This is a genomic window from Micromonospora chalcea (assembly GCF_028768405.1).
GTDB classification, from domain to species: Bacteria; Actinomycetota; Actinomycetes; order Mycobacteriales; family Micromonosporaceae; genus Micromonospora; species Micromonospora chalcea.
In genome coordinates, this window is record NZ_CP118233.1 from 4,432,740 (window position 1) to 4,456,169 (window position 23,430).

19 protein-coding genes are annotated in these 23,430 nt (G+C 74.0%); 13 read left to right on the forward strand and 6 right to left on the reverse strand.

Annotation, left to right across the window (positions count from 1 at the left end):
• The first annotated feature begins 47 nt into the window (after positions 1-47).
• The 4 genes from eccCa to PVK74_RS19625 all read left to right on the forward strand — a co-directional run bounded on the left by eccCa (position 48) and on the right by PVK74_RS19625 (position 6,992).
• Positions 48-3,986 carry a type VII secretion protein EccCa gene (eccCa, locus tag PVK74_RS19610; RefSeq protein WP_274476974.1) on the forward strand — a complete coding sequence of 1,313 codons (3,939 nt, stop codon included), beginning with the start codon at positions 48-50 and terminating at the stop codon, positions 3,984-3,986.
• Positions 3,987-4,095: 109 nt separating this feature from the next.
• Positions 4,096-5,394 carry a type VII secretion-associated serine protease mycosin gene (mycP, locus tag PVK74_RS19615; protein ID WP_064446861.1) on the forward strand — a complete coding sequence of 433 codons (1,299 nt, stop codon included), beginning with the start codon at positions 4,096-4,098 and terminating at the stop codon, positions 5,392-5,394.
• 47 nt (positions 5,395-5,441) lie between these two features.
• Entirely contained in the window at positions 5,442-6,236 is a 795-nt protein-coding gene (locus PVK74_RS19620) for a phosphatase PAP2 family protein (RefSeq protein WP_064446795.1), read from the forward strand.
• 30 nt (positions 6,237-6,266) lie between these two features.
• A complete protein-coding gene (locus PVK74_RS19625; protein ID WP_166457506.1) occupies positions 6,267-6,992 on the forward strand; it encodes a phosphatase PAP2 family protein in 726 nt (241 codons plus the stop codon).
• A gap of 15 nt (positions 6,993-7,007) precedes the next feature.
• On the opposite strand, the gene PVK74_RS19630 is transcribed toward PVK74_RS19625, so the two are convergent.
• From PVK74_RS19630 to PVK74_RS19655, 6 genes are all read right to left on the reverse strand, one after another.
• A complete protein-coding gene (locus PVK74_RS19630) occupies positions 7,008-8,186 on the reverse strand; it encodes a MarP family serine protease (protein WP_043327876.1) in 1,179 nt (392 codons plus the stop codon).
• A gap of 76 nt (positions 8,187-8,262) precedes the next feature.
• Positions 8,263-8,955 (reverse strand): NUDIX hydrolase, encoded by a 693-nt coding sequence (locus PVK74_RS19635; protein WP_043327875.1) that lies wholly within the window; start codon positions 8,953-8,955, stop codon positions 8,263-8,265.
• Entirely contained in the window at positions 8,952-9,557 is a 606-nt protein-coding gene (locus tag PVK74_RS19640; protein WP_274476975.1) for a TlpA family protein disulfide reductase, read from the reverse strand. The genes PVK74_RS19635 and PVK74_RS19640 overlap by 4 nt, the downstream gene beginning before the upstream one ends.
• Positions 9,554-10,333 carry an endonuclease III gene (gene nth, locus PVK74_RS19645; protein ID WP_064446796.1) on the reverse strand — a complete coding sequence of 260 codons (780 nt, stop codon included), beginning with the start codon at positions 10,331-10,333 and terminating at the stop codon, positions 9,554-9,556. The genes PVK74_RS19640 and nth overlap by 4 nt, the downstream gene beginning before the upstream one ends.
• Positions 10,334-10,392: 59 nt before the next feature.
• Entirely contained in the window at positions 10,393-11,532 is a 1,140-nt protein-coding gene (locus PVK74_RS19650; RefSeq protein ID WP_274479292.1) for a CapA family protein, read from the reverse strand.
• Positions 11,533-11,719: 187 nt separating this feature from the next.
• The gene (locus PVK74_RS19655; RefSeq protein WP_113973638.1) at positions 11,720-12,397 is read right to left on the reverse strand and encodes an adenosylcobinamide amidohydrolase; all 678 of its coding nucleotides are present in this window, start codon (positions 12,395-12,397) and stop codon (positions 11,720-11,722) included.
• Positions 12,398-12,616: 219 nt separating this feature from the next.
• Here PVK74_RS19655 and PVK74_RS19660 point away from each other — a divergent pair, with 219 nt between their 5' ends.
• The 9 genes from PVK74_RS19660 (at position 12,617) to PVK74_RS19700 (ending at position 23,343) form a co-directional block, all read left to right on the forward strand.
• Positions 12,617-13,294 carry a Crp/Fnr family transcriptional regulator gene (locus tag PVK74_RS19660; protein ID WP_007466162.1) on the forward strand — a complete coding sequence of 226 codons (678 nt, stop codon included), beginning with the start codon at positions 12,617-12,619 and terminating at the stop codon, positions 13,292-13,294.
• A gap of 152 nt (positions 13,295-13,446) precedes the next feature.
• On the forward strand, positions 13,447-14,190 hold the full coding sequence (locus PVK74_RS19665; protein ID WP_274476977.1) for a metallophosphoesterase family protein: 744 nt from the start codon (positions 13,447-13,449) through the stop codon (positions 14,188-14,190).
• 105 nt (positions 14,191-14,295) lie between these two features.
• Positions 14,296-14,916, forward strand: coding sequence for a TetR/AcrR family transcriptional regulator (locus PVK74_RS19670; RefSeq protein WP_043327870.1), 621 nt, complete (start codon positions 14,296-14,298; stop codon positions 14,914-14,916).
• Positions 14,917-14,946: 30 nt separating this feature from the next.
• Positions 14,947-15,741, forward strand: coding sequence for a TIGR03084 family metal-binding protein (locus PVK74_RS19675; protein WP_274476978.1), 795 nt, complete (start codon positions 14,947-14,949; stop codon positions 15,739-15,741).
• Positions 15,738-17,414 carry an acyclic terpene utilization AtuA family protein gene (locus PVK74_RS19680; protein WP_209963587.1) on the forward strand — a complete coding sequence of 559 codons (1,677 nt, stop codon included), beginning with the start codon at positions 15,738-15,740 and terminating at the stop codon, positions 17,412-17,414. Before PVK74_RS19675 ends, PVK74_RS19680 begins: the two co-directional genes overlap by 4 nt.
• On the forward strand, positions 17,411-18,550 hold the full coding sequence (locus PVK74_RS19685; protein WP_043327867.1) for an acyl-CoA dehydrogenase family protein: 1,140 nt from the start codon (positions 17,411-17,413) through the stop codon (positions 18,548-18,550). Before PVK74_RS19680 ends, PVK74_RS19685 begins: the two co-directional genes overlap by 4 nt.
• Positions 18,547-20,154 (forward strand): acyl-CoA carboxylase subunit beta, encoded by a 1,608-nt coding sequence (locus PVK74_RS19690; protein ID WP_274476980.1) that lies wholly within the window; start codon positions 18,547-18,549, stop codon positions 20,152-20,154. Before PVK74_RS19685 ends, PVK74_RS19690 begins: the two co-directional genes overlap by 4 nt.
• A gap of 13 nt (positions 20,155-20,167) precedes the next feature.
• Complete coding sequence (locus PVK74_RS19695) at positions 20,168-22,183, forward strand: ATP-binding protein (protein ID WP_104114019.1); 2,016 nt, start codon at positions 20,168-20,170, stop codon at positions 22,181-22,183.
• Entirely contained in the window at positions 22,180-23,343 is a 1,164-nt protein-coding gene (locus tag PVK74_RS19700) for an acyl-CoA dehydrogenase family protein (RefSeq protein ID WP_043327864.1), read from the forward strand. The genes PVK74_RS19695 and PVK74_RS19700 overlap by 4 nt, the downstream gene beginning before the upstream one ends.
• The last annotated feature ends 87 nt before the right edge of the window (positions 23,344-23,430 follow it).

A 23,430-nucleotide genomic window follows, 5' to 3' on the forward strand; every position in this document is an offset into this window, starting at 1 on the left:
CGATGAGCCAGGCTCGGGTTACCCAGAGCCACTTCCGGGGAGGGTGAGTGTCCACTGTCGTCATCAAGCGGCCGCCACGCCGCCCGGCGCCGGAGATTCCGGTCGGCGAGCTGCCGGTCGAGGCGCCGCCGGAGATCCCGGTGGCTGCCGGCGGGCGCTGGCAGCAGGCGCTGATGGTGCTGCCGATGCTCGGCGGGACGGTGGCCATGGCGATGATGTTCGGCCGGGGCGGCGGCGCCTACTCGTACGTGGTGGGCGGCATGTTCGGCCTCTCCTCGCTGGCGATGCTCGTGACCACCTGGGGCAGCGCCGGGCCGAAGAAGTCCGAGCTGATGGCCGCCCGCCGGGAGTACCTGCGGCACCTGGCCACGCTGCGCCGCCGGGTGCGGGAGACCGCCGGCGCGCAGCGGGCCGGCCTGTCCTACCGCCATCCCGATCCGGGGCGACTCTGGTCCACCGTCGACAGCCACCGGGTCTGGGAACGGCGGCCCGGCGACGCGGACTTCGCCGTGGTCCGGGTCGGTGTCGGGCCGCAGACGCTCGCCACCCCGCTGGTCCCGCCGGTCACCCGCCCGCTGGAGGAGCTGGAGCCGATGACGGCCGGGGCGCTGCGGCGTTTCCTGGACGCGTACTCGGTGGTGCCGGACCTGCCGGTGGCGCTGTCGCTGCGCAGCTTCGCCCGGGTCTTCGTGCGCGGGCCGGCCGGCCCGGTACGCGGCGCCGGCTCGCCCGCCGCGCAGGCGCTGGCCCGGGCGGTGCTCACCCAGCTCGCCGTCTTCCACGCGCCGGACGAGCTGCTGATCGCGGTCTGCTCCGGGCCGGAACGCCGGGCCGCCTGGGAGTGGGTCAAGTGGCTGCCGCACGCCCACCACCCGAGCCGTACCGACGCGCTCGGCCCGGTGCGGCTGGTCACCAGTTCCGCCGCCGACCTGGAACGGCTGCTGCACGACGTGCTCGGCGCCCGGTCGCGGTTCAGTCCGCACGGCGTGGCCACGGACGGGCCGCACGTCGTGGTGGTGCTCGACGGCGGCGACCTGACCGGGGCCACCGACCTGGCCGGCGACGGCGGCATCGACGCGGTCACCGTGCTCGACCTGGACACTCCGCCGCCCCGGCTGCTCGACCGGTACGCCCTCCTGCTCGACCTGGTCGACGGCCGGCTGCACTCGCACTCCGCCGAGGGGCACGCCGAGGTGGGCGCCGCCGACGCGCTGGCGACCGCCGACGCCGAGGCGGTGGCCCGGCGGCTCGCGCCGCTGCGGCTCGCCGGCACGGTACGCGGGCCGGACGCGCCGCCCGGCGCCGAACCCGGCCTGCCCGAGCTGCTCGGGCTCGGTGACCCGGACGGCTTCACCGCAGAGCAGGGCTGGGCGCCCCGGGCCGCGCGGGACCGGCTGCGGGTGCCGATCGGGGTTGGCGCGGACGGCGGCGCGATCGACCTCGACCTGAAGGAGTCGGCGCAGGACGGCATGGGCCCGCACGGCCTGCTGATCGGCGCGACCGGCTCCGGCAAGTCGGAGCTGCTGCGCACGCTCGTGCTCGGGCTGGCCGCCACGCACAGCTCGGAGCAGCTCAACTTCGTGCTCGTCGACTTCAAGGGCGGCGCCACGTTCGCGCCGTTCGAGCGGCTGCCGCACACCGCCGCCGTGATCACCAACCTGGCTGACGCGCTGCCACTGGTGGACCGGATGGTGGACGCGATAAACGGTGAGCTGATGCGCCGGCAGGAACTGCTGCGCCGGGCGGGCAACTTCGCGAGCGTGCGCGACTACGAGCGCGCCCGGGCGGCCGGCTCGCCGCTGGCGCCGCTGCCGTCACTGCTGCTGATCTGCGACGAGTTCTCCGAGCTGCTGTCGGCCAAGCCCGACTTCATCGACCTGTTCGTGCAGATCGGCCGCCTGGGCCGGTCGCTCGGGGTGCACCTGCTGCTGGCCAGCCAGCGGCTGGAGGAGGGGCGGTTGCGCGGGCTGGACACGCACCTGTCGTACCGGATCGGGTTGCGGACGTTCTCGGCGCTGGAGTCGCGGACGGTGCTGGGCGTGCCGGACGCGCACGAACTGCCGCGCAGCCCGGGGCACGGCTACCTGCGTTCCGGCACCGACCCGCTGGTGCGGTTCAAGGCCGCGTACGTCTCCGGCGCGGTCCACCGGCGCGGCGGGCCGGCGGGCGCGCCCGACGCCGGTGAGTCGCGGGTGCTCGCCTTCTCCACCCATCTGGTGCCGGTGCCCGAGCCGGCCACGCCCGCCGCCCTCCCCGCCGAGGACGACAGCGGCGAGACGCTGCTGGACCTGCTGGTGGACCGGCTGTCCGGGCAGGGCCCGCCGGCGCACCAGGTGTGGCTGCCGCCGCTGGACGCCTCGCCCGCCCTGGACGAGCTGCTCGGCCCGGTCGGCGCCGACCCGGTACGCGGGCTCACGGTGGCGAATCCGGAGCTGCACGGGGCGCTGCAGGTGCCGGTGGCGGTGGTGGACAAGCCGTTCGAGCAGCGGCGTGACCTGCTCTGGCTGGCGCTGGACGGCGCGGCCGGGCACGTCGCGGTGGTCGGCACCACCCGCAGCGGCCGGTCCAGCCTGCTGCGCACCCTGGTCTGCGCGCTGGCGCTCACCCACACCCCGGCCGAGGTGCAGGTCTACTGCCTCGACTTCGGCAGCGGCACGCTGGGCACGTTGCGCGACCTGCCACACGTGGGCGGTGTCACCGGGCGCTCCGACGGCACCGCGGTGCGCCGTACCGTCGGCGAGGTCGCCGGCCTGCTCGCGGAGCGGGAGCGGCGCTTCGCCGAGGCGGGCGTGGAGTCGATGGCCGCGTGGCGACAGCGCCGGGCGGCGGGCGCGACCGACGCCTTCGGCGACGTGTTCCTGGTGGTGGACGGCTGGAACACCCTGCGCGGCGAGTACGAGGACCTGGAACCGCTGGTCACCGAACTGGCCACTCGCGGCCTGGCGTACGGGGTGCACGTGGTGGCGACCGCGCTGCGCTGGTCGGACTTCCGCCCGGCGATCCGCGACCTGTTCGGCTCCCGGCTGGAGCTGCGCCTGGGCGACCCGGCCGACTCGGTGGTGGTCAAGCGGGCGCTGGCGGCGACGGTGCCGGAGGAGCGGCCGGGGCGGGGCATCACCGCCGGCGGGTTGCACTTCCTCACCGCCGTGCCCCGGGTCGACGCGCTCGGCGGCGAGACCGCCGACCTGGTGAAGGCGGTCGCCGGGGCGTGGACCGGTCCGCCCGCGCCCCGGGTGCGGCTGCTGCCGCCGGTGCTGCCCTACGCCGAGCTGGACCAGAGCGCGACAACCGGGCTGGCGTTCCCGATCGGCGTGGCGGAGGCGGACCTCGCCCCGGTGGTGCTGGACTTCGCCACCGAGCCGAACTTCATGGTCTTCGGCGACGCCGAGTGCGGCAAGTCGTCGTTCCTGCGCGCGCTCGCCACGTCGATCGTCAACCGGTTCACCCCGGAGCAGGCCCGGGTGATGCTCGTGGACTACCGGCGCAGCCTGATGGGCGTGATCGACACTCCACACCTGATCGGGTACGGCACGGCGGCGCCGCACACCGCCGAGCTGATCGAGTCGGCCGCCGGCTACCTCGCGGGGCGGCAGCCCGGACCGGAGGTGACCCCGGCTCAACTGCGCAGCCGGTCCTGGTGGCAGGGGCCGGAGCTGTTCGTGCTGGTGGACGACTACGACCTGGTGGCCGGCGGCCCGACGAACCCGCTGCGCGCGCTGGAGGAGCACCTGCCGCACGCCCGGGACGTCGGGCTGCATCTGGTGCTGGCGCGGCGGACCGGCGGGGCGGGACGGACCGCGTACGAGCCGATCGTGCAGCGACTGCGGGAGTTGTCCACGGCCGGGCTGGTGATGTCGGGCGGCCCGGAGGAGGGCGCGCTCGTCGGTCAGGTGAAGGCCGGGCCGCTGCCGCCGGGCCGGGCCCGTCTGGTCACCCGTCGTGAGGGGGTGCGCCTGGTGCAGTTGGCGCATCTTCCGCCCGGGTGATCCGAAGTGCCGAGTTGGCCCGTGACGGCCGGGACAACCGGTAATCTCCGAGCGGCATGTGTCTGACGCGACGGAACGGCTGGGGAATGTGACCAGGGATCGGCAGGGCCTGCCCGGTGGGCCGCCCCGGCGCGTCGCCCGGCGCGCGTTGCTGGCCGTCGCGTCGGCGCTGGTCGTCGTCGCCGGTCCGCTGACGCCGCCGGCACAGGCCGCGCCGTCCGTCCCGGTCGCCGCCTCTCAGCGGCAGTTGGCGGCTCCCGACCGGGTGCTCCGCGGCGACCACGTCCGCGACGAGCAGTGGCAGTTGGAGAAGCTGCGGGCGAAGACCGCCTGGCGCACCTCGACCGGGCGCGGCGTGGTGGTCGCGGTGATCGATTCCGGTGTGGACGGATCGCATCCCGACCTGGCCGGCCAGGTCCTGCCCGGCCTCGACCTGGTGACTCCGGACGGCTCGGACGGGCCTGATCCGGTGGGGCACGGCACCACCGTGGCCGGGCTGATCGCCGGGCGGGCCGACGACGACCGGGGCGTGGTGGGGCTGGCGCCGGACGCCAAGATCCTCCCGGTCCGGGTGCTCGACGCCGAGAACCGCTACGACGACGCGCTCATCATCGCCAAGGCGGTGCGCTGGGCGGTGGACAACGGCGCCGGAGTGGTCAACCTGTCGCTGGGCGGCAGCAGCGACAGCGCGGCCCTGGCCGCGGCGCTCGACTACGCCTTCGCCCGGGACGTGGTGGTGGTCGCCTGCACCGGCAACCTGGCCACCTCGACGACCACCAAGGTCTGGTACCCGGCCCGGGAGCCCGGCGTGCTGGCCGTCGCCGGGCTGGAACGCTCCGGCGAGAACCTCTGGTCCGGCTCGATCACCGGCCACGAGACGGTCCTCAGCGCACCCGCCACCGCGCTCTACGGCGCGCGGCCGGAGGGGGGCTACTGGCGGGTGCAGGGGACGAGCTTCGCCGCGCCGCTGGTGGCCGCGACCGCCGCGCTGGTCCGCTCGCGGTACCCGAAGATGTCCGCCGGGGACGTGGTCAACCGGCTGATCAGCACGGCCCGGGACCTCGGCCCGACCGGACGCGACGACCGGTTCGGCTACGGCCTGGTGGACCCGGTGGCGGCGCTGACCGCCGACGTGCCGTCGGTGGGTCACAACCCGCTGGACGACAACGACTCTCCCGGCGTGGTGGGCTTCGGGCCGGCCCCGGAGGACGGACGCGACACCCGGGCCGCGGCGGCGGGCCGCGGCGGCGACCCGCTGGGGCGCAGGCCGGAGGGCTGGTCGGCGCTGCCGGCGGGGCAGACCGTCGTGGGCGCCCCGGAGCGGCTCTGGAGCGGCCTGGCGCTGTTCGTGGCGTTGATCACCGGCAGCGCGCTGATGGTGCGCCGGTTCCGGCAGATCCGTCGCTGACCGACGCGGTGGTCTGACCGCGCCCGTTCCTGGGTAGGGAAGCCCCCATGGACACCACCGGGGCGACTGTCACGCGCCGCCGGTCGTGGCGGAGCCGCCGCCTCGACCGGGACCACTCACTGGGTCTGCGGCTCTCCCTGGCCACCGCCGCCGCGTTCCTGGTGCTGATCCCGTTCGCCCTGCTCGCGCTGCTGGTGCTCGGCGCCTGGTCGCCGCTGCTCCGGCTGGACGCCTCGATCACCGACGCGTTCCACGGGTACGCGCAGGACCATCCCGCCTGGGTCGCGGTGATGACGGTCTGGACGCACGTCTTCGGGCCCGGCCCGCTGCGGGTGGCCGCGGCAGCGGTGGCGGTGTGGCTGTTCCGGCGCGGCGCGTCCCGGCTCGCGGCCTGGGTGGTCGTCACCATGATCGCCGGTGGGCTGCTCGGCGCGCTGCTCAAGCTCCTGGTCGGGCGGGACCGGCCGGACCTGCTCGAACCGGTGGCCCGGGCGGCCGGTTACTCGTTCCCGTCCGGTCACGCGCTCAACGCGGCGCTGGCGGCCGGGGTGCTGTTGCTGGTGTTCCTGCCGTTCGCCCGGGACAGCCGCGCCGGCCGGATCATGCTGTGGGCAGCCGCGCTGCTGGTGACTGTGGTGACCGGGCTCAGCCGGATCGCGCTGGGCGTGCACTGGACCAGCGACGTGGTGGGTGGCTGGGTGCTCGGGGCGGCGGTGGTGGCCGCGACCTCGGCCGCGTTCGCCACCTGGCGCAGCGGATCCGGGCGACCGTCCGCCCGTCCGCTCCGCGAGGGCGTCGAGCCGGAGCTGGCCGATCAGCGGCCGGAGGGCGGCCGGGCGTAGCCGGAGCCGCCACGGGGTACAGGCGAGCCCATGTCCGATGTCGTGATCCGAGTCACCCGGCGTGTCCTGCTGCCGCTGGCCCTGCTCTTCGCGCTGATGGTGGGTCTGGGCCTGCTGGTGACCCGGGTGCTGGCGCGTACCTGGCCGTTCACCGTGGAGGACACGGTCAACCGGGAGCTGGCCGGCGATCGCACGCCGGGCTGGAACGACGTCTCGCTGGTGTTCAGCACGCTCGCCAGCACCCAGATGATCGTCGTGGTCACGGTGCTGGCGGCGCTGGTGCTGCGGCTGGTGCTGCACCGCTGGCGGGAGCCGCTGTTCCTCTGCGCGGCGGTGACCGCGCAGGCACTGATCTTCCTGTTCACCACGATGGTGATCGACCGGAACCGTCCGGCCGTCGAGCACATGGACGCCTCCCCGCCGACTTCGAGCTTCCCGTCCGGGCACACGTCGGCGGCCACCGCGCTCTACGTGGGTCTCGCGGTGCTGCTGGCGCTGCGGGCACGCAGCACCCCGGCCAAGATCGGCTGGTGGACGCTGCTGGTGCTGGTGCCGGTCGGCGTGGCGCTCACCCGGATGTACCGGGGCATGCACCACCCCAGCGACGTGGTCGCCTCGTTCCTCAACGGCGGCGCCTGCGTGGCGATCATGGCGCGGGCGGTGCTCGACCGCACGCTCACCTGGGGTCGCGCCCGGCTGCCGCTGTCCCGCTCCGGCGACGAGGCGACACCGGCGGGAGCGCCGGCGGGCGGCTGAGCGCCGCCGGCCGACTCAGGTGCACTCGCCGGTGGCCACTCCCCGGGTACGCTCCGCGCCCGCCAGCGCCACCGGCCGCGCCTCGGCCGCTGTCACCGCGAAACCGGTGTTCGGGTCGTCCGCCGCCGCCGCGAAGATCACGCCGAGCACCAGCCCGTTCGAGGAGACCAGCGGGCCACCGGAGTTGCCGCTGCGGACCAGCGCCCGGATCGTGTAGATCTCCCGGGTGACGTCCCCGGCCGAGTAGATGTCCGGACCGGTGATCCGGTCGACGTCCCGGATCCGGGCCGGGCGGGCGTCGTACGGGCCGTCGAGCGGGAAGCCGAGCACGATCGCGTCCGCGCCGGTGGCGGCCTGACCGGCGGCGAAGCGCAGCGACGGGCCGGGCAGCCCGGGAACGTAGAGCACGGCGAGGTCCCGGTCCGGGTCGTAGACGACGACCTCGCCGTCGTACCGCTCGCCGCGCAGCTCCACCGCAACCGAGCGGGTGCCGGCGACCACGTGCGCGTTCGTCATCACCCGGTCGTCGGCGTACACGAAGCCGGAGCCCTCGATGCGGCGCGAGCAGCTCGGCGCGGAGCCCAGCACCTTCACCACCGACCGCCTGCTGTTCTGCACCACCTGCGAGTTGGCCAGCGCCGGGTCGGGCGGGGCGACCTGCCGGGCCCGGGTCGGCGCGAGATCGCCGAACACGTCCGGGAAGCCGTTGGTGTCGACGGTGTCGCGCAGCGCGGTGGACAGGTCCTGCGCCTTGTCCGGCAGCACCTGGTCGACGACGGTGAGCAGCGCGCTGTTACGGACCGAGGAGGCCAGCCACGGCACCGAGGAGGAGCCGAGCGGCACGGCGACCAGCCAGGCCACCAGCATGACCGCGATGACCGAGATGAACGCGCCGCCGACGTCGTCGACCTTCCGCCCGGCCGGCCCGGTGATGGCCGCCCGCAGGTTGGAGCCGAGCCAGCCGGCCAGCGCCTGCCCGAGCACCGCGAGCCCGAAGATCGCCACCAGGGAGACCAGCACGCGGGTGCCGCTCGCCGTGAACTGCTGGGCGATCAGCGGCCCGACCTGGAGGCCGAGCAGCGCGCCCAGGAAGAAGCCGGAGAACGACAGGGCCCCGATGACGAAACCCTGACGGTATCCGCTGATCGCGAACACGAGCATGAGCAGGAGAAGGACGAGATCCACGGCGGACACGCCCCAAGGGTACGGGCACCGGGCCCGTGCTCGGCTCAGCGCTCGCGGAACGTGACCCGAGGATGCGTACCGGTGATCAACGCACGGGTGTCTCGTCGGCCGGTTCGGTGCCCGCCGACGGCGCGGGTGTGGCGTCGACCGGCGGCAGCTCCACCACCCGTGAGCGCGGCCAGGGCCGGGACCAGCCGCCCATCTCCAGCAACCGGTCGATCACGCCGGCGGTGAAGCCCCAGACCAGCATGCCGCGCACCGAGAACGCCGGGCCGGTCCAGCCGCTCGGATGACGGACCCGCATCCGGTTCTCCGGGTCGACCAGCTCGGTGACCGGCAGCCGGGCCACGTGCGCGACCTCGGCCGGCTCGCGCGGGTGCACCGGGTGCGGGTCGTGCCACCAGGCGAGCACCGGCGTGACCACGAAGTCGCTGACCGGGATCCAGAGCCGGGGCAGCTCGGCCAGCACGGTGACGCTGCCGGGGTCGAGCCCGACCTCCTCGTTCGCCTCGCGCAGCGCGGTGGCGCGGGCGTCGGCGTCCTCCGGGTCGGCGGCGCCGCCGGGAAACGCCGGCTGACCGGCGTGGTTGCGCAGCGTCGCGGCGCGCTGGAGGACCAGCACGTCCGGCCCGGCGCCGGGCTCCTCACCGAGCAGCACCAGCACGGCGCTCTCCCGGCCGCCGCGCTCCGGCGTGACGATGCGGGTGAAGTCTTCCGCGCGCGCGGTGCCGAGCCGGCCCAGCAGCGGGTCGAACCACCCCGGCGGCCGTCGGGTCATACCTTCACCCCGAGGTGGCGCTGGAGCAGCGCGGCGAGGCGGGCGTCGTCGAGCGCGCCGGTGGCGTCGGTGTGCCGGATCCGCCCGTCGGCGTCGACGAGCACTGTGAGCGGGAACGCGTTGCGTTCCAGCGCGCGCTGGAACGCGTCGCCCTGGTCGAGCAGCATCGGGAAGCCGACGCCGTAGTCCTCGCCGATGGACTGCGCGCCGCCGCGGCTGTCCCGGCTGTTCACGCCGATGACCTGGAACCGGCCGTCGGCCCGCTCGCTGAGCCGCTGGAACGCGGGCAGCTCCTTGCGGCACGGCGGGCACCAGGACGCCCACACGTTGATCACCGCCGGGCCCTTGACGTCGCGCAGGTTCACCGGCGCGCCGCCGGTGAAGCAGTTGAGCGTCAGGTCGGGGAGCTGGTCCCCGGCCTTCCCGGCGGGCGCCGGGGACGCGGCGGCGGGCGCAACAGTCAGCGAAGCACAGTCGGCGAACGGCGAGGGGCGCTCGGGTCGCGCGGCGGGGGCGGGACGTTCCGGCTCGTCGGCCGTGGCGGTGCAGCCCGCCACCGCGAGCAGCAGCGGGACGAGCAGGTACGCGAGACGGCGCATCACGGCACGTCCGCCGCGGCGGCCTGCTGCGGCACCAGGTCGGGGTCGAGGCCGACGGCCACCGCCAGGTCACGGGCCCGGGGGCCCTTGAGCAGCTTGGCCGCGGCGGCCGGCTCGGTCGGCCCGGTGCCGTACGCGGGACACAGCTTCGCCAGCGTGCACGCGCCGCAGGCGGGCTTGCGGGCGTGGCAGACCCGGCGGCCGTGGAAGATGACCCGGTGCGACAGCATCGTCCAGTCGCGCTTCGGGTAGAGCGCGCCGATCGCGTGCTCGATCTTCACCGGGTCGGTCTCGGTGGTGAGCGCCCACCGCTGCACCAGCCGCTGGAAGTGCGTGTCGACGGTGATGCCGGGGACGCCGAAGGCGTTGCCGAGGATGACGTTGGCGGTCTTGCGGCCGATCCCCGGCAGCGTGACCAGGTCGTCCAGCCGCCCGGGCACCTCGCCGTCGTACCGCTCGCAGAGCGCGCGCCCGAGGTTGATCAGGGAGCTGGTCTTGTTGCGGTAGAACCCGGTGGGCCGGATCAGCTCCTCCAGCTCCGCGCGGTCCGCCCCGGCGTAGTCGGCCGCGGTGCGGTAGCGGGCGAACAGCTTCGGCGTGACCTCGTTGACCTTCTTGTCGGTGCACTGGGCGGACAGGATCGTCGCGACTGCCAGCTCCAGCGCGTTGGAGTGGTCGAGTTCACAGTGCGCGTCGGGGTGCGTCTCGGTCAGCACGCGGCCGATGCGCCGGGCGCGGCGCGTACGGCCGAGGTCGGTCTCGGGGGAGCGCGTGGTCACGTCGGCCAGCCTACGTCGCGGGGCCGACGCTCCGGCGGCTCGGCGCGGTGGTCGTGCGCTCAGCCACCCGCGGGCGCGGTGATCCTCCCGGTCGCGTCGAGCTTCGCGCCGGTGTCCGGGAAGTCGGCCCCGTTCAGCTCGCGGACCAGCCCGAGGCCACGGTTCTGCCGGTCGACCGACGGGCGTCCCACTCCGTTCATCACGGTGGAGGTGAACGTGCCGCCGACGAACTTCCCCTCGGCGGTGAGCGACACCTTGAGCACGCCGCCCCAGCCGAGTCGCCCGGAGCTGTTCAGCGACTTCCCGCCGCCGGCGAAGTTGCCCAGGCTGTACGCGATCAGCCGCCCCTTGTAGAACTCCATCCCGCGAAGCACGTGCGGACCGTGGCCGATGACCAGGTCGGCCCCGGCGTCGATGACGGTGCGGGAGAAGCGGATCGGGTCGCCACGGTTCTCGCCGAAGAACATCTCGGTGCCCGGCTTCACCCGGGTCTTGTCCGACCCCTCGGCGCCCATGTGCACCTGCACCACGACGATCTGGGCCGCCTCCTTGGCCATCTCGATCACCTGCTTGGCGGCGTTCAGGTCGACCAGGCTGTTGGACCAGGGGTACGACGAGAAGCCCACCACGGCGACCTTGACGCCCTTGACGTCCACCACGGTGATCTCACCGGGCGCGCCGGTGTGCTTGAGCCCGTGCGCCTCCAGCGCCGACTGGGTGTTCTCGTAGCCCTGGCGGCCGTAGTCGTAGCCGTGGTTGTTGGCCTGGTTGAGCAGCTGGAACCCGGCCGAGCGCAGGTGCGCGGCGTAGCCGGGCGGCGCCCGGAACTGGTAGCAGTTCTTCGGCTGCGGGCCGCACTTGCCGGCGCCGGTGTCGTCGGTGAGCGGCTCCTCCAGGTTGCCCATCACCAGGTCACCCTTGAGCGCCGACTTCACGTCGTCGAAGAAGCCCTTGCCACCGTTGGGCGGCAGCCGGTCCGGGGCGTTGCCCATGATCACGTCGCCGGTCGCGGTGAGCGAGATCGACGGCTCGTCGGGGGCGTTCGGCGCCGCGGGCTGGTCACCGGTGGCGGGTCCGGCCGCGCCGGTCGACCCGCCGCCCTGACCGGCCTGCCACCTCGCGTCGCCGCCCGTTCCGCCGGCGTCACCGGCGCAGCCGGTGGCGAACAGGACGGCGGCGAGCGCGGCGAGCGCGGCCAGACGGGTCCGGACCGCGCCTCGACGAGGTCCGGGGAGGGCTGGGCGCGGCGCGGCGACGGCGGCGCGGCGGGCACGGGGCACAGAACGGGCGGGAGCGTACATCGTCGGCGACGCTACCGTCCCCGGAACGCCGCGACGAGGGCCGATCGGTCGGAAAACCCGGCGTGTCGCATGTGAGGGACGCACGTCAGCCCGCCCGCCGGTCGGACCAGGGCACCACGGTTCCGGCGCCGCCCGAGCGGACGGCGGCGTGCACGGCCCGGGCCAGTGGCGCGCCCCAGGCCGACCGGGGCCCGCCGTACGGGGCCGGATCGCCGTCGGCCGGGCAGAGCACAGTCACCGCGTCGGTGGGGGTGCCGGTGGCGGGCAGTCCGAGTTCCCAGATCGCCTGCGCCTTCGCCTCGGTGGCGGTGGCCACCGCGTTGACGAGTGCCGCGTCGCCGAGCCGCTGCGGCACGTACGCGACGATGTTGACCGTGCCGACGCGCTGCGCGGGCTCGGGCACGGCGGGCCGCGCCGGCTCGGGCGCGGCGGCCCAGACCGGCGTGCCCAGGCCGACGGTCGCCCAGACCCGGACGCCGCCGTCGGCGTGGCTGACCACCTCGGTCACGTCCACGCCGGTCAGCAGCCCGACGCCGGGTCCGCCCAGGCCGAGGCCGTGCGCCAGTTCGGCCAGGTGCGCGGCGGGGTCGTCCCGGTCGTACGACATCGGCACCGTCGCGTTCAGCACCCACCCGCGGACGCCGATCCCGCCGCCCAGCGGAGCGGAGCCGACCGCCAGCAGCGGCGTCTCGGCCCGCCAGACCAGCAGGGGGATGTCCCACCCGGCTTCGGACCGGGTGGTCAGGAACGGCTCACACAGCACGCCGGTCACCCTACGATCACAGGAGGGAACGGGTGGCGCCGGCCCGGACCGGAAGCGGGATCTTAGCTGCTCACCGGGTCGGGCGGGTTACGCCCAACGATCAAGATTCCAGGGGTGCACCTCTGATTCCTACTCATGTGCGCCTAGACTGGCGGCGCGCGAGGGATCAGCGGACGGCGGACCCGGCCGACGGACGGCACGCGCAGGCGGAGGTGCGCGATGGACGAGGTACTGGCCCGCAGCGGGATCTTCCAGGGTGTCGACCCGGAGGCTGCCGAGGCGCTCGCCAAGGAGATGGAGACGATCGAGGTCCGCAAGGGCGAAATCGTCTTCAACGAGGGCGAACCCGGCGACAGTCTCTACATCCTCCTGTCCGGCAAGATCAAGGTGGGTCGCCGCGCGGCGGACGGCCGGCAGAACCTGATCGCCGTGATGGGCCCGTCGGACATGGTCGGTGAGCTGTCGCTCTTCGACCCCGGTCCGCGTACGGCGACCGCCACCGCGGTCACCGACACCCGGCTCGTACGCCTGCGCAAGCAGGCCCTGCGGCCGTGGCTGAACAACCGGCCCGAGATCGCCGAGCAGCTGCTGCGGGTGCTGGCCCGCCGGCTGCGCCGGACCAACGACTCGCTCGCCGACCTGATCTTCACGGACGTGCCGGGCCGGGTCGCCAAGAACCTGCTCCAGATGGCCGGCCGCTTCGGCACCCGCGACGGCGGCGTGCTGCGCGTGACGCACGACCTCACCCAGGAGGAGATCGCCCAGCTCGTCGGCGCCTCCCGGGAGACCGTCAACAAGGCGCTCGCCGACTTCGCCTCGCGCGGCTGGCTGCGACTGGACGGCAAGAGCATCATCATCCTCGACCCGGAGCGCCTGGCCCGCCGCGCGCGGGTCTGACCTCCGTACCGGCTTCCCGGCCCGGCCCGCCACCGCGCGGAGCCGGGCCGATGCCCTTCTGCGCAGGCCGGGCCGGTCGCCTCTGAGCAAGCCGTCTCTGCCCGCCGCAGAATCGCTTGGTTCTGCCGGGCCGGTGCCGCCACGCTGGGGCGATGCCCGATCACGTCGCCGTCCTGTCCGACATCCACGGTGTGCTGCCCGCGCTGGAAGCGGTGCTGGCCGAGCCGGACGTGGCCGCCGCCGACCTGATCGTCCTCACCGGTGACCTGGCGGCCGGCCCGCAGCCGGTCGAGGTGCTGGACCGGCTGGCCGCGCTCGGCGACCGGGCCTGCTGGGTCGGCGGGAACGCCGACCGGGAGCTGGCGCAGGCGCGCGCCGGGGCGGCTTCCCCGATCGAGGTCTCGAACTGGGCCGCGGGGCAGCTCCGCGACGACCAGGTGGCCCGGCTGGCCGCGCTGCCGCCGTCCGTCACGCTGCCGGTCACCGGTCTGGGCGACGTGCTGTTCTGCCACGCCACCCCGCGCGACGACGAGGAGGTCGTGCTCGTCGACTCGCGGCTGGACCGCTGGGCCGAGGTCTTCGCCGGCCTGCCGCCCGAGGTCGGCACCGTGGTCTGCGGGCACACGCACATGCCGTTCACCCGGCTGGCCGACCGCCGCCTGGTGGTGAACCCGGGCAGCGTCGGCATGCCGTACGGGGGCGCGGGCGCCTGGTGGGCGCTGCTCGGTCCGGGCGTGCAACTGCGCCGGACGCGCTTGGACGTGGACGCCGCCTGCGCCCGGATCGCCACCGAGTCCGCCTTTCCGGACGCGGCGGCCTGGGCCGACGAGTACGTCCGCTCCCGCCACTCCGACGCCGACGCGCTCACCGTCTTCGCTCCGGGCGACGGCCGCTGAGGCGTTAACAAGGGGCCCTTCCGCTACCGCAGGCGTTAACAAGGGCCCCCTCCTTTCAAAAAAGTCAGGCTTGACTGTTTGTTTTGGGGGCGGCAGGCTGATGGCGTGTCCACCGCACCGAGCCGAGTTCCGCAGCAGGAGCGCAGCCGCGCCACCCAGGCCCGGCTGCTGGAGGCGACAGTCGACTGCCTGGTGGAGCACGGCTGGTCCGGCACCACCACGACTGTGGTGGCGGCCCGCGCCGGGGTCTCCCGGGGCGCCCAGCTGCACCACTACCCCACCAAGGCCGCGCTGGTCACCGCCGCCGTCGCGCACCTGACCGAGCGCCGGGCGGCCGAGCTGCGCGCCGAGGCGGCGGCCCTGCCGGTCGGCCCGCAGCGGCTCGACGGCGTGGTCGACCTGCTCGCCGCCTCCTTCACCGGCCCGCTGTTCGCGGCCGCGCTGGAGCTGTGGGTGGCCGCGCGTACCGACGCCGAGCTGCGCGCCGCGCTGGTGCCGCTGGAGGCGCGGATCGGCCGCGAGATGCACCGGCTCACCGTCGAGCTGCTCGGCGTGGACGAGCGCAAGCCGGGCGTACGCGAGTCGGTGCAGGCCACGCTCGACCTGCTCCGCGGCCTCGGCGTGGCCAACCTGCTCAGCGACGACTCGCCCCGCCGCGCCGCCCTGCTGCACACCTGGAAACGCCAGCTCGCCGCGCTGCTCACCCCCGAGAGCGAGCGGCACTGATCCCCTGACCCACCCCCGCCCGGAGGCACAATGGTCGACCTGACAGCCCTGCTCGCGGATCTGGCCGCCGAGTCCGAACAACTCGACGCGCTCGTCGCGGACCTGCCACCGGACGGATGGGAGCGGCCGACACCGGCCCCGGGCTGGACCGTCGCACACCAGATCGCACACCTGTCCTGGACCGACCACGTCGCCTACCTGGCGGCCACCGACGAGTCCGCGTTCTTCGCCTCGGTGATGGCCGCGCCGGACCCGTCGCGCCTGGTCGAGGACGGCGCCGAGTCCTTCCTCGCGCCCCCGCCTGCGCTGCTGGCCCGCTGGCGTTCCGGCCGGTCGGCGCTCGCCGGCGCGCTCACCGCCGTCCCGGCCGGGCAGAAGATCCCCTGGTACGGCACCAGCATGTCGCCCACCTCGATGGTGACGGCCCGGCTGATGGAGACGTGGGCGCACGGCGAGGACGTGGCAGACGCGCTGGGCGTCAGCCGTACCCCGACGCAGCGCCTGCGCCACATCGCGCACCTCGGCTTCCGTACCCTCGGGCACGGCTTCGCCGCCCACGGCCGTGCGGTGCCCACGGCGCCGGTGCGGGTGGAGCTGACCGCGCCCGCGGGCGGTGACGTGTGGGAGTTCGGGCCGGCCGACGCGGCCGACCGGGTGACCGGCCCGGCGCTCGACTTCTGCCTGCTCGTCACGCAGCGCCGGCACCGCGCCGACCTGGCCCTGACCGCCACCGGGCCGGTGGCCGACGAGTGGCTGGACGTGGCCCAGGCGTTCGCCGGCCCGCCCGGTGACAAGCGGGAACCGGCGAGCGGAGTTCCCTCATGAGCGTGCTGCGGATCGGGAACGCGTCGGGCTTCTACGGCGACCGTTTCGCCGCCTGGCGGGAGATGCTCGACGGCGGCGAGCTGGACGTGCTGACCGGTGACTACCTGGCCGAGCTGACCATGCTCATCCTCGGCCGGGACCGGATGCGCGACCCGTCGCTGGGCTACGCGAAGACGTTCCTGCGCCAGGCGGAGGGCGTGCTCGGCACCGCGCTGGAGCGCGGCGTCACGCTGGTCACAAACGCGGGTGGCCTCAACCCGGCGGGGCTGGCCGACGCCATCCGGTCGCTCGGCGACCGGCTCGGCCTCCAGGTGCGGGTCGGGTACGTCGAGGGCGACGCGATCCAGCGGCCGGACGCGCTGACCGCCAACGCGTACCTGGGCGCGTTCGGGATCGCGGCCTGCCTGGACGCGGGCGCGGACGTGGTGGTCACCGGTCGGGTCACCGACGCCTCGCTGGCGGTCGGCCCGGCCATCGCCCGCTTCGGGTGGACCCGCGACGACCTCGACGCGCTGGCCGGGGCCACGGTGGCCGGGCACCTGATCGAGTGCGGCGCGCAGGTCACCGGCGGCAACTTCAGCTTCTTCACCGAACTGCCGGACGGCGGGCACCGGCCCGGTTTCCCGATCGCCGAGCTGCACGCGGACGGCTCGTCGGTGCTCACCAAGCACGCGGGCACCGGCGGCGCGGTGACGGTCGAGACGGTCACCGCCCAGCTGCTGTACGAGGTGGGCGGCCCGGACTACCTCGGGCCGGACGTGGTGACCCGGCTCGACACGGTACGGCTGGAGCAGGAGGGCCCGGACCGGGTACGCGTGTCCGGGGTCCGCGGCACGCCGCCGCCGGACACGCTGAAGGTGGGCGTCAACAACCTGGGCGGCTTCCGCAACTCGATGACGTTCGTGCTGTGCGGGCTGGACATCCCGGCCAAGGCGGCACTGGTCCGCGCCCAGATCGAGGAGTCGGTCGGCACGGAGGGGCTGGAGTTCACGCTGGCCCGTACCGACCACCCGGACACCGGCGACACCGAGGCGGCGAGCGCGCTGCTGCACGTACACCTGCGCGACGGCGACAAGTCGCGGGCCGGGCGGGCGTTCTCGGCGGCGGCGGTGGAGCTGGCGCTGGCCTCCTATCCGGGTTGCACGCTCACCACGCTGCCCGGTGACGCGACGCCGTACGGGGTGTTCACCGCCGACGCGATCGCGCAGGACGCGGTCGAGCACGTGGCGGTGCTGCCCTCCGGCGAGCGGGTGCCGATCCCGCCGCCGACGGTGACGAGCGGTTTGGAAGGGACCCTTGTACAACACGAGGCGTTAACAGGGGGCCCTTCCTTGCACGCCACCCGGCGGGGGCCGCTCGGTGAGCTGGTCGGCGCGCGCTCGGGCGACAAGGGCGGCGACGCCAACCTGGGCGTCTGGGCGCGTACCGACGCGACCTGGCCGTGGCTGCGCGACTGGCTGACCGTGGAACGGCTGGCCGAGCTGCTGCCGGAGACGGCGTCGCTCACCGTCGAGCGGTACGAGCTGCCGAACCTGCGCGCCGTCAACTTCGTGATCCGCGGGCTGCTCGGGCAGGGCGTGGCCGCGTCCACCCGGTTCGATCCCCAGGCCAAGGCGCTCGGCGAGCTGCTGCGCTCGCGAGTGGTCGACCTTCCGACGGAGGTTGCGGCATGACCATCGTGGACACGCCGGAACGCCGGCAGCTACGCGAGCTGACCCGCTCGTTCGTGGTCCGGGAGGTGCTGCCGCACCTGTCCGACTGGGAGCGGGCCGGCGAACTGCCCCGGTCGCTGCACGAGACCGCCGCGAAGGTCGGCCTGCTCGGCATCGGCTTCCCGGAGTCGGTCGGCGGCAGCGGCGGCGACCTGCTCGACTCGATGGTGGTCACCGAGGAGATCATCCGCTCGGGCGGGTCGTCGGGGCTGATCGCCGCGCTGTTCACGCACGGCATCGCGCTGCCGCACATGGTTCAGGCTCAGGACGAGGCGCTGATCGAGAAGTACGTCCGTCCCGCGCTCGCCGGGACGATGATCGGCGCGCTGGCGATCACCGAGCCGGACGGCGGCTCGGACGTGGCGGGCATCCGCACCTGCGCGGTACGCGACGGCGACCACTACGTGGTCAACGGCGCCAAGACGTACATCACCAGCGGGGTCCGGGCCGACTTCGTCACCACTGCGGTCTGCACCGACTTCCCCGGGTCGGGCTCGCTCAGCCTGCTCGTGATCGACAAGGGCACGCCGGGGTTCACAGTGGGCCGGCGGCTGGAGAAGCTGGGCTGGCACTGCTCCGACACGGCCGAACTGTCCTTCGTCGACGTCCGGGTGCCGGTGCGCAACCGGGTCGGCCCGGAGGACACCGGCTTCCTCGCCATCATGCAGCAGTTCGCCGCCGAGCGGCTGTCGCTCGCCACGCAGGCGTACGCGACCGCGCAGCGCTGCGTGGACCTGACGGTGCGGTGGTGCCGGGACCGTCAGACGTTCGGCCGGCCGCTCGTTTCGCGGCAGGTGGTGCGGCACCGGCTGGCCGAGATGCACTCCCGCACCGAGGCGGCCCGGGCGTACGTGCACGAGGTCGCCGAGCGGGTCGCCGCCGGGCAGCCGGTGGTGACCGAGGTGGCGATCGCGAAGAACGTGGCGGTGTCCGCGTGCGACTTCGTCGTCGACGCCGCGCTGCAACTGCACGGCGGTTTCGGCTACATGCGTGACGCCGAGGTGGAGCGGCACTACCGCGACGCCCGGCTGCTCGGCATCGGCGGCGGCGCCACCGAGATCATGAACGAGATCATCGCGAAGGGCATGGGCCTGTGAGCACGACAGTTCTGCAGAGCACGATCGACCCGTCCGCGCCCGCCTTCACCGCCAACCGGGAGGCGCTGCTGGAACGCCTCGCCGAACTGGAGGCGGCGCTCGACCAGGCCCGGGGCGGTGGCGGCGAGAAGTACGTGACCCGCCATCACGGTCGCGGCAAGCTGCTCCCGCGGGAGCGGATCGAGCTGCTGCTCGACCCGGACAGCCCGTTCCTGGAGCTGTCGTCGGTGGCCGCGTTCGGCACCGACTTCCCGGTCGGCGCCAGCACCGTGACCGGCATCGGCGTGGTCGAGGGCGTCGAGTGCCTGATCGTGGCGAACGACCCGACGGTACGCGGCGGCGCGATCAACCCGTGGTCGCTGGCGAAGACGCGGCGGGCTGGTGAGATCGCGGCGGCGAACCGGCTGCCGATGGTGAACCTGGTCGAGTCGGCCGGGGCGGACCTGCCCACCCAGGCGGAGATCTTCATTCCGGGCGGCCGGGTGTTCCGGGACCTGACCCGGCTGTCGGCGCAGCGGATCCCGACGGTGAGCGTGGTCTTCGGCAACGCCACCGCCGGTGGCGCGTACGTGCCCGGCATGTCGGACTTCACCATCATGATCCGGGACCGCTCGCAGGTCTACCTCGCCGGGCCGCCGCTGGTGAAGATGGCCACCGGCGAGGTCACCGACGACGAGTCGCTGGGCGGCGCGGCGATGCACGCCACCACGTCCGGCCTGGCCGACTTCCTCGCCTCCGACGAGCGCGACGGGATCCGGCTGGCCCGGCAGTGCGTCCGCCGGCTCAACTGGCGCAAGCAGGGCCCGCCGCCCCGCAACCCGCACCCGCTGCCACCCCGGTACGACCCGGATGAGCTGCTCGGCATCGCCAGCGCCGACCTGAAGGTGCCGTTCGACCCGCGCGAGGTGCTGGCCCGGGTACTCGACGACAGCGCGTTCGACGAGTTCAAGCCCGGCTACGGCACCGCGCTGGTGACCGGCTGGGGTGAGCTGCACGGCTACCCGGTCGGCGTGCTGGCGAACGCCCGGGGCGTGCTGTTCAGCGAGGAGGCGCAGAAGGCGGCGCAGTTCATCCAGCTCGCCAACGCGGCGGACACACCGCTGGTCTTCCTGCAGAACACCACCGGTTACATGGTCGGCACCGAGTACGAGCAGCGCGGCATCATCAAGCACGGCGCCCTGATGATCAACGCGGTGTCGAACTCGAAGGTGCCGCACCTGACCGTCAACCTGGGCGCCTCCTACGGCGCCGGCAACTACGGCATGTGCGGCCGGGCGTACGAGCCGCGGTTCCTGTTCACCTGGCCGAACGCGAAGTCGGCGGTGATGGGCCCGGCGCAGCTCGCCGGGGTGCTGTCCATCGTGGCCCGGCAGGCCGCCGCCGCCCGGGGCCGCGAGTACGACGAGGACACCGACGCCGCCATGCGGATGATGGTCGAGCAGCAGATCGAGTCGCAGTCCGGCGCGCTGTTCCTGTCCGGGCGGCTCTACGACGACGGGGTGATCGACCCCCGGGACACCCGTACCGTCCTCGGGCTGTGCCTGTCGGCGATCCACAACGGACCGGTGAAGGGCGCCGACGGTTTCGGCGTCTTCCGGATGTAGGGGGCGTACTCAATTGATCACGAAGCTTCTGGTTGCGAACCGGGGCGAGATCGCCCGCCGGGTCTTCGCCACCTGCCGCGCCCTCGGCGTGGCCACCGTCGCCGTGCACTCCGACGCGGACGCCGACGCGCCGTTCGTCGCCGACGCCGACCAGGCGGTACGGCTGCCGGGGAACACGCCGGCCGAGACGTACCTGCGCGTCGACGCCATCCTCGACGCGGCCCGCCGGTCCGGCGCGGACGCCGTCCACCCCGGTTACGGCTTCCTGGCCGAGAACGCCGAGTTCGCGGCGGCGGTGACCGACGCGGGTCTGACCTGGGTCGGGCCGTCCGCGAAGGCGATCGCGGCGATGGGCGACAAGATGGCGGCCAAGGCGCTGCTCGCCGACGCGGGCGTGCCGATGCTGCCCACCTGGACCGACCCGGCCGAGGTCACCGCCTTCCCGGTGCTGGTCAAGGCCGCCGCCGGTGGCGGCGGCCGGGGCATGCGGATCGTCCACGACGCGGCCGGGCTGGCCGAGGCCGTCGCGGGCGCGCGCCGCGAGGCGGCGGCGGCGTTCGGCGACGGCACGGTCTTCATCGAGCGGTACGTGGAACGCGGCCGCCACGTCGAGGTGCAGATCTTCGGCGACACCCACGGCACCGTCGTGGCCCTCGGGGTACGCGACTGCTCGATCCAGCGCCGCCACCAGAAGATCGTCGAGGAGGCGCCCGGCGTGCTGCCCGACGACGTGCGCGCGGCGCTGCACGAGGCGGCGGTGGCCGCCGGGCGGGCCGTCGACTACGTCGGCGCGGGAACAGTGGAGTTCCTGCTCGCGCCGGACGGGCAGGTGCACTTCCTGGAGATGAACACCCGCCTCCAGGTGGAGCACCCGGTCACCGAGCTGACCACCGGGCTGGACCTGGTACGGCTGCAACTGCTCGTCGCCGAGGGCGAGCCGCTGCCGGTCACCACCACGCCGCCGGCCGACGGCCACGCCATCGAGGTACGGCTGTGCGCCGAGGACCCGGCTCAGGGCTTCCGTCCGGCCACCGGCACGCTGCACCGGTTCGCGATCCCCGGGGTCGCCGCCGAGTTCGGTCCGGCCCGGGGGCTGCGCCTGGACTCGGGCGTGGTGGACGGCTCGACGGTGAGCGTGCACTACGACTCGATGCTGGCGAAGCTCGTCGCCTGGGCGCCCACCCGCACCGAGGCGGCCCGCGCCCTGGCCGGCGCGCTGGCCCGCGCCGAGCTGCACGGCGTGGCCACCAACCGGGACCTGCTGGTACGCGTGCTGCGCAGCCCGGAGTTCGCCGCCGTGGACGTCGACACCGGCTTCCTGGACCGGCACCCGGAGGTGTTCGAGCCGCTGCTGCCGGCCGAGCAGCTTCCGGTGGTGGCGCTGGCCGCCGCGCTGGCCGCTGCCGCCGCACGCCGGGCCGCCGCCCCGGTGCTGGCCGGGCTGCCGTCGGGTTGGCGCAACGTGCCGTCCTTCCCGCAGGTCACCCGGTTCACCGGCCCGGGCGACGAGGAGATCGAGGTCCACTACCGCCTGGACCGCACCGGCGCCCTCGCCGAGTGGGGAAGGAAGGGCCCCCTCTTAACGGATCCGGTAGAGGAAGGGTCCCCTGTTAACACCGAGCTGCCGGTGGTCGAGCTGGTGACAGCCGCCCCGGACCGGGTGGTGCTCGACGTCGACGGGGTTCGGCGGGCCTTCCGCGTACACCGGGTGGGGTCGTCGGTCTTCGTGGACGGCCCGGACGGGGCGGCGAGCCTCACCGAGCTGCCCCGCCTGCCCCTGCCCACCGCGGAGCTGGCGGCCGGGTCGCTGCTCGCGCCGCTGCCCGGGGCGGTCACCCGGGTGCACGTCGAGGTCGGTCAGCGCGTCGCCGCCGGTGACCTGCTGCTGACGCTCGAAGCGATGAAGCTCGAACATCCCGTGCTCGCCCCCGCCGACGGCGTGGTGACGGAACTGCCGGTGCCCGCCGGCGGCCAGGTCGAGACGGGTGCCGTACTGGCCGTCGTGGACCCCGAGGAGGACCCCCAGTGAACTTCGACCTCACCCCCGAACAGGACCAGCTCCGCGATGCGGTACGGGAGCTGGGACGCAAGTACGGCCATTCCTACTTCGTGTCGAAGGCCAAGGCCGGCGAGCACACCACCGAGCTGTGGCACGAGGCCGGCCGGCTGGGCTACCTGGGCGTCAACATCCCCACCGAGTACGGCGGCGGGGGCGGCGGCATCACCGACCTGGCGCTCGTCTGCGAGGAGCTGGCCGCGACCGGCTGCCCGCTGCTGCTCCTGGTGGTCTCCCCCGCCATCGCCGCCACGATCATCAGCAAGCACGGCACGGAGGAGCAGCGCAAGAAGCACCTCCCCGGGCTCGCCGACGGCTCCGAGAAGATCGTCTTCGCGATCACCGAGCCGGACGCCGGTTCGAACTTCCACCGGCTGTCCACAGTGGCCCGCCGCGACGGCGACGACTGGCTGCTCAGCGGCCGGAAGATCTACATCTCCGGCGTGGACGAGGCCGGGCACGTCCTCGTGGTCGCTCGCACCGAGGACGCGTCCACCGGGAAGCTGAAGCCGGCGCTGTTCATCGTGCCGACCGACGCGCCGGGCCTGGAGAAGTCCAAGCTGGACATGGAGATCCTGTCGCCGGAGAACCAGTTCCTGCTCTTCCTCGACGACGTCCGGCTGCCCGCCGACGCGCTCGTCGGCGAGTCGCTCGACGCCGGGCTGCCGGCGCTGTTCGCCGGGCTCAACCCGGAGCGCATCACGGTGGCCGCGATGGGCGCCGGCACCGGTCGGTACGCGATCGACAGGGCGAGCGACTACACCGCCACCCGCAAGGTGTGGGGCGGGAACTCGATCGGCTCGCACCAGGGCGTGGCGCACCCGCTCGCGCACGCGGCGGTCCAGGTCGAGCTGGCCCGTCTGATGATCTACAAGGCGGCGACGCTGTACGACGCGGGTCGCGACCTGGAAGCGGGCATCTCCGGCAACATGGCCAAGTACGCGGCCGGTGAGGCCGCCGCGCTCGCCGTCGACACCGCCGTCCAGGCGCTCGGCGGGGCCGGCATGACCACCGAGTACGGCGTGTCGACGCTGCTCGGCGCGGTACGCGCGGGCCGGATCGCCCCGGTCAGCCGCGAGATGATCCTCAACTTCGTCGCCCAGCACGTCCTCGGCCAGGACAAGTCCTACTGACCGAGGTGGGCCCGGGGTACGGCGGGTGCCCGATCACCTGCCGTACCCCGGGGGTCCGTCACTGGGCGGTGTGGTCGAGGAGACCTC